The sequence below is a fragment of the Inquilinus sp. genome, from assembly GCF_039594555.1.
Classification (GTDB): Bacteria; Pseudomonadota; Alphaproteobacteria; order DSM-16000; family Inquilinaceae; genus Inquilinus.
In genome coordinates, this window is the sequence record NZ_JBCNNF010000399.1 from 1 (window position 1) to 6,374 (window position 6,374).

At 67.7% G+C, this 6,374-nt stretch carries 6 protein-coding genes and 1 pseudogene; 5 read left to right on the forward strand and 2 right to left on the reverse strand.

Annotated features, from left to right (window positions below; all coding sequences use genetic code 11):
- Positions 1-198, reverse strand: a pseudogene (locus tag ABDW35_RS29790) (M48 family peptidase); the annotation flags it as partial.
- Between the two features lie 105 nt (positions 199-303).
- On the opposite strand from ABDW35_RS29790, the gene ABDW35_RS29795 reads away from it, so the two are divergent.
- Together ABDW35_RS29795 and mtgA are read left to right on the forward strand one after the other, a co-directional pair.
- Positions 304-1,446, forward strand: coding sequence for an aminotransferase class I/II-fold pyridoxal phosphate-dependent enzyme (locus ABDW35_RS29795; protein ID WP_343717475.1), 1,143 nt, complete (start codon positions 304-306; stop codon positions 1,444-1,446).
- Between the two features lies 1 nt (position 1,447).
- Positions 1,448-2,224: a monofunctional biosynthetic peptidoglycan transglycosylase gene (mtgA, locus tag ABDW35_RS29800; protein WP_343717476.1), complete on the forward strand. Its 777-nt coding sequence runs from the start codon at positions 1,448-1,450 to the stop codon at positions 2,222-2,224.
- 6 nt (positions 2,225-2,230) lie between these two features.
- On the opposite strand, the gene ABDW35_RS29805 is transcribed toward mtgA, so the two are convergent.
- Positions 2,231-3,070, reverse strand: coding sequence for a glycoside hydrolase family protein (locus ABDW35_RS29805; protein WP_343717477.1), 840 nt, complete (start codon positions 3,068-3,070; stop codon positions 2,231-2,233).
- Between the two features lie 180 nt (positions 3,071-3,250).
- Between ABDW35_RS29805 and ABDW35_RS29810 the strand changes: the two genes are divergently transcribed.
- The 3 genes from ABDW35_RS29810 to ABDW35_RS29820 form a co-directional block, all read left to right on the forward strand.
- On the forward strand, positions 3,251-4,714 hold the full coding sequence (locus tag ABDW35_RS29810) for a hypothetical protein (RefSeq protein WP_343717478.1): 1,464 nt from the start codon (positions 3,251-3,253) through the stop codon (positions 4,712-4,714).
- Entirely contained in the window at positions 4,677-5,510 is an 834-nt protein-coding gene (locus tag ABDW35_RS29815) for a hypothetical protein (protein WP_343717479.1), read from the forward strand. Before ABDW35_RS29810 ends, ABDW35_RS29815 begins: the two co-directional genes overlap by 38 nt.
- On the forward strand, positions 5,507-6,374 hold an 868-nt coding region (locus ABDW35_RS29820), incomplete at its 3' end, for a hypothetical protein (protein ID WP_343717480.1). The genes ABDW35_RS29815 and ABDW35_RS29820, both read left to right, overlap by 4 nt.

A 6,374-nucleotide genomic window follows, 5' to 3' on the forward strand; every position in this document is an offset into this window, starting at 1 on the left:
GTCGTCATTGACCAGGAAGATGGTGACCGCCTCCGGGTTCAGCCCGGCCGCCCGGAAGATTGGCGTCAGCATCTTGTGGATGCTAGTTTCGATCTCGGCGTCGCGGACCACCGGAATGCGTTGCGCCTGGGCCGCCGCGAGGGGCCCGACGATGACCGTCGCCAGGGCCAGCACCAAGATCCGAATGACCCGTCCCAACGCTCCGCTCCCCTCGTGCCGGCGATCCGTTTCCATGGATCATCACGCTAGAGGCCGACTGTGTCGACCCGGTGGCGCAATGCCCGTTTCGGAAGTGCCGATGCCATGAAGATCTCCCGCCGCGGCCAGGTGCCGCCCTTCATCGTCATGGATGTGATGACCGCCGCCGCGGCGCGCGAGAAGACCCATGGCGACGTGCTGCATCTCGAGGTCGGCCAGCCCAGCACCCCGGCGCCGGCCGGCGTGCTAGCGGCGGCCCAGGCGGCGCTGCGCGACGACAAGATCGGCTACACCGTGGCGCTGGGCATCCCGCCGCTGCGCCAGGCCATCGCCGACCATTACGGCCGCGCCTACGGGACTGCGGTGAAGCCGGAGCAGGTGGTGGTCACCACCGGCTCGTCCGGGGCCTTCCTGCTGGCCTTCCTGGCCGCCTTCGATGTCGGCGACCGGGTGGCGCTGGCGGCGCCGGGCTATCCGGCCTATCGCAACATCCTCACGGCATTGGGCATCGAGGTGGTGGAGATCCCGGCCGGGCCGGACACCCGCTACCAGCCGACGCCGGAGCTGCTGGAGAAGCACGGCGGCAGGCTCGACGGGCTGATCATCGCCAGCCCGGCCAACCCGACCGGCACCATGCTGTCGCCCGAGGCGCTGGCCGATCTCACCGCCTATTGCGACTCGAAGTCGATCCGCCTCGTCTCGGACGAGATCTATCACGGCATCACCTACGGCATGGGCACGGCGACGGCGCTGCAGACCAGCGGCAGCGCCATCATCGTCAACAGCTTCTCGAAATACTATTCGATGACCGGCTGGCGCCTGGGCTGGCTGGTGCTGCCGGAGGAGCTGCTGCGGCCGGTCGAATGCCTGGCGCAAAACCTCACCATCTCGCCGCCGACCCTGTCGCAATACGCCGCCGTCGCCGCCTTCGATTGCGGCGAGGAGCTGGACCGCAACGTCGCCCGCTATGCCCGCAACCGCGGTCTGCTGCTGGAGGCGCTGCCGCGCGCCGGCTTCGACCGGCTGGCACCGGCCGACGGCGCCTTCTACCTCTATGCCGAGATCGGCCACCTGACCAACGACAGCGTCGAGTTCTGCCGCCGCATGCTGGCGGAGACCGGGGTGGCGGCGACGCCGGGCGTCGATTTCGACCCGGTGCGCGGCCATGCCACCATGCGCTTCTCCTTCGCCGGCGCAACCGAGGAGATGGAAGAGGCGGCGGCGCGGCTGCATCGCTGGCTGCGCTGAGATGGCGCGGCGGGCGTCGAGCCGGGCGGCGACCCGCTGGCGGCTGCCGCGCCTGCCGCTGCCGCGCCTCGCCCTGCCGGGCGCGCTCGGCCGCTGGTGGGGCCGGCGGCGCTGGTGGTCGAAGATCCTGTGGGGCCTGTTCGCCGTCCTGTTTCTGGCGCCGCTGGCGCTGACCGTGGTCTACCGCGTGCTGCCGGTGCCGGCGACGCCGCTGATGGTGCTGCGCCTGTTCGAGGGCGAGGGCTGGCACCGCGACTGGGTGCCGTGGAGCGACATCGCGCCGGTGATGGCCAGGGCGGCGGTGGCGGCGGAGGACAACCTGTTCTGCCGCCATGACGGCTTCGACTGGGACTCGATGCAGAAGGCCTGGGACCGCTACCAGTCCGGCGTCGGCCGGCTGCGCGGCGGCAGCACCATCTCGAACCAGACGGCGAAGAACGTCTTCCTCTGGGACGGCCGCACCTTCATCCGCAAGGGGTTCGAGGCCTATCTGACCGTGATGATCGAGGCGCTGTGGCCGAAGCGCCGGATCATGGAGGTCTATCTCAACGTGGTCGAACTCGGCCCCGGCATCTACGGGGTTGAGGCTGCGTCGCAGGCTTATTTCGGCAAGAGCGCGGCGCAGCTCTCGGCGCGGGAGGCGTCGCTGCTGGCGGCGGTGCTGCCGAACCCGCGCGGCTGGTCGGCCGGCAAGCCGTCGCGCTACGTCGCCGGCCGCGCCGCGACCATCCAGCGCCGCATCGGCCAACTCGGCGACCTGCTGGACTGCGTGGAGTAGGGGGCATCACCGCCCTGCGGCGCAGGCCGGCTCGTCGCTAACCGAGGCGGCATCGCCGTCGAAATCGGCATAGATCCGGCCGAGCGGGGTCAGCGCGCCGTCGTCATCAACGAGCCGCGAGCTGACCGTCGCCGCGCGATAGGCGCCGGCGCCCATCCAGGCATAGCGCTCGACATAGGGGCGGCGCTCCAGCTCCGGCAGGACGGTCGCCATGAACCGCTCCGTCGCTTCGGCGGTATAGCGGCTCGTCCTCCCGTCCTGCGCCGCCCAGTCGGAGACCGCGAATTCGGTGATCCAGATCGGCTTGCCGTAGGCCTCGTGGATATCGTCGATCTTGCGCAGGAAGCTCTTCGCCGACGGCGCGCCGTACCAGTGGACGGCGACGAAATCGTAGCCCTTGCCCCGCTCGGTCATGCGTTTGGAGAAGTCCTCGAACCAGGGGCCGAGCGCGTTGACCGCGGCCGGGCTGCCGATGCGGCGGGCGAGGGGACGGATCCGGTCCCAGGCGTCGACCGCCTCATCGACCGACATGTCGGCCTGGCGCTTGCCGTCCGGCTCGTTGAAAGCCAGCAGCGCGCAGGGCTTCGAACCCTGGCCGAGCTGCGCGACCTGCCGGTCCAGCTTGGTGCTGTTCGACCAGATCATCGGCACGAACTGTGCCGCGCCGGCCTGCCCGATCGGGTCGGTGTTCCAGGTGTAGTACCAGCGGGCGTTGAGCTGCTGGGTCGTCTCGGCCGCGTTGGCGTCCTTCTGGCCGATCGCGACCCCCTTCTTGTCGCCGGCAAGGGCGGGCGCGGCGATCGACACGGCGCAGAGGACGGCGCAGAACAGGGCTGCCAGCTTCATCTCGACCTCTATGGCGGGTGTTCCGATGATCGATGGAAGACCTAGCATGCCGGTCCGCCGTGAAAAGGCCATCCTCGGCAGCGATCTACATTTGTTCGCGTCCGGCACGAGGGCGGATTGACGCGTCGTTCCCGACAGGGGATATGTCTATCCATACGGTGATCAGATTTGAGTCGGATTATGGGATCGTCCCTGAAGTCGTTGACGGCCGTCTTGAATCTGGCGCCAAGCAACATTGACGCTACGACGACGGTATTTCCCTCCATCAGCAGTGAATCGATCGCCCGGCGGCTTAACCTAGAGCAAGAGGCGGAGAGCAGGGGCAAGGAAGATTTGCCGAGAACCGATGCTGCCGACCTCGATGTTGTAGAAACCAAGATCATCGACGAAGTGTCGGAGGTACGGCGGATCGGATTATCCGCCTATGAAAGCGAGATGCGGGTCTATGCCGACCGGATGAGCGGCCTGGATGTCGAAGGGAAGGTCTCCGAGATCGACATGTCGATCTCGGACGGGGTATCGGCGCTGCGCGAACGCGTCCATCTCGGCACGGATCATCTTTACCTGCAGGGCGAAAGGCTGAAGCTGCTGCGCGAGGAGCTCGAGACGTTCCGCCGCCGCCATCGCCTGGACCGGACCGCCCACCAGCCGACGCCCGTCAAGCTCCACATCATGCGGGCGGTGATCCTCCTGATGCTGGCCGCGGAATCGATCATCAACGGCAGCTTCTTCATGGAGTCGAACGAGCTTGGCCTGGTCGGCGGCGTGTTCACCGCCTGCACGATCTCCGCGATCAACATCTTCTTCTCGTTCCTGTTCGGCAGGATGACGGTCCAGATCAATCATCGGAACCCGCTCCGGAAGCTGGCTGGTCTCATCATCTTTCTCGCATTTCTGGTGTTCGCGATCGGGTTCAACCTCTTCGTCGCACATTTCCGGGAGGTCGCGGGGCTGGTCGGCTGGGAGGCCGCGACGCGGCAGGCGGCGGGCCAGTTCTGGGCCGATCCGCTGGGCCTGACGATCTTCAACTCCTGGATCCTCGTCCTGGTCGGCTTCGCCTTCGCCACGGTGGCCTGGATCGAGGGCTATGGCTGGGACGATCCCTATCCGGGCTTCGGCAATGTGTGGCGGCGATGGGAGCGTTCGATCGCCGACTATGCCCATGAGAAGGAAGCCCTGCTGGACGAGCTGCGCGACACCAAGGATGACGTGCTCGACACCATCAAGGCGGCGCGGGCGGACATCACCTCGCGCATCAGGAACTACCTCCAGGCCTCCGACTATCGGGACCATCTGCGGCTGGCCCTGCCGGTGTTCCTGGAGCAGACTCAGCAGGCGGCCAATTCCCTGATCGGGCGGTACCGGGAGACCAACATCCGGCACCGGTCCACTCCCGCGCCGGACTATTTCACGAGGCCCGTGGCGCTCTCGACCATCCTGCCGGTGGCCGGCGAGGCCGATGCCTCCGTCCGGCGGGCCGAGCTGGGGAAGCTCACCGAGCGGGCCGATGCCGTCCTGTCGGAGCGAACCTCCGAACTGTTGGAGGAATTCGAGAAGGCATTCAGCGAATATGAGCGGATCAGCCGCTTTGCCAGGGGATTGAGTGATGGTCGCGAGACGCCGTCGCCCGCGGAGAAGGCGTAGCGCATCGGAGGCGGGCGGCCTGTGGAAGGCCGGCCTGATCGCGGCGGCGGCCTGTGCCCTCTTCGCCGGCGGCGCCTGGCTCTATGTCGAGGCGGCCAGCGCCAACCCGAAGATCGACCCGGTGACGCTGTGCCCGTCCGGCGGCCCCGCCGGGGTGGCGGCCGTTCTCATCGACACGACGGACACGCTGTCGCCGGTGCAGCGTCTCGACGTGCTCAACAAGCTGCGCGGGCTGCGCGAGGAGCTGCCGCGCGGCTGGCTGGTCGCGATCTATCCCGTCAGGCAGACGCCGGAGCAGCCGCCCCGGGCCTCGCTGTCGCTGTGCAATCCCGGCCGGGGAGAGGGGCTGAGCCAGCTGACCTCGAACCCCGCTTTGGTGGAGAAACGATGGCGCGAGGCCTTCGACACGCCGCTGCAGGACCTGCTCGGCAGCCTGGTCGCGGCAGGGCAGGGCGACGCCTCCCCGATCATGGAGACGGTCCAGTCCGTGGCCGTCGCCGAGTTCGGCGATCCCGACAAGAAGCCGCTGCCGAAGCGACTGGTCCTGGTCTCCGACATGCTGCAGCACAGCCGCAGCTTCTCGCAATACAACGGCACCAAGACCTTCGGCGACTTCGCGAAGACGGACGCCTATCGCGCGCTGAAGAGCGACCTGCGGGGCGTCGAGGTGGAGATCCTGTATGTCAGCCGGGCGAACCAGGAGCGGCGCCAGAATGCGGACCACATCGCGTTCTGGACGGATTTCTTCACCGATGACGGTGCCAGCATTGAGAGAATCGTGAGGATATTCGGATGACGTACGGCCAGTCGGCGCCGCCGCGCCGGGCCTTCCAGACCCAGGTCTCCGGCGTGGCCGACAAGATCCTGTTCGGCAGCGCCTTCCTGCTGGGGGCCGGGCTGATCGTCGGCCTCAAGCTCACCGACGCCAGGCAATGGCTGATCAGCCTCGGCATCGTGGTGTGCATGGTCGGCTACGTGCTGATCTGCCTGAGCATCCAGATCGCGCAGATCCGCGAGGATATCGTCGCCGACAACGTCTATTACCTGGGTTTCCTCTACACCCTGACCAGCCTGGGCATGGCGCTGTACCAGGTGGCGTCCGTCCAGGACGACAGGCTGATCGAGAACCTGCTGTCGAATTTCGGCATCGCCCTGTTGTCGACGATCCTGGGGATCTTCCTGCGGGTCATGGTCAGCCAGATCCGGCGCGACCCGGTGGAGGTCGAGCGCGAGGCCCGCCTCGAGCTGGTCGAGGCCGCGACGCGGCTGAAGGGCGAATTCCGCGACATCATCGTCCAGTTCAACGATTTCCGGACGGAGATGACGCAGATCCTGCGGGAAGGCGCGGAGCTGTCGATCCGGCACCAGGGCGAAGCCCTGCAGCGCTATGGCGAGATGCTGGGAACCGAAATCCGCTCCGTGGCGGAGCGGGTTTCCACCGACCTCGCCGCGCCGCTGGCGAGCGGGGCCGAGGATATCGGGCGGGCGACGGAGGCGCTGCGGTCCCGCGCCGACGAGCTGGCCCAGCAGCTCTCCGCCTCCGCCGCCGAGCTGAGGAAATCCGCCGGCTCCTTCACCAAGTCCCTGGACGATTCGTCCCGGCGCGCCGGCGCGTTGGCCGAGCGCTTCGCCGAGGAGACCGGCCGGGCGCACGGCCAGG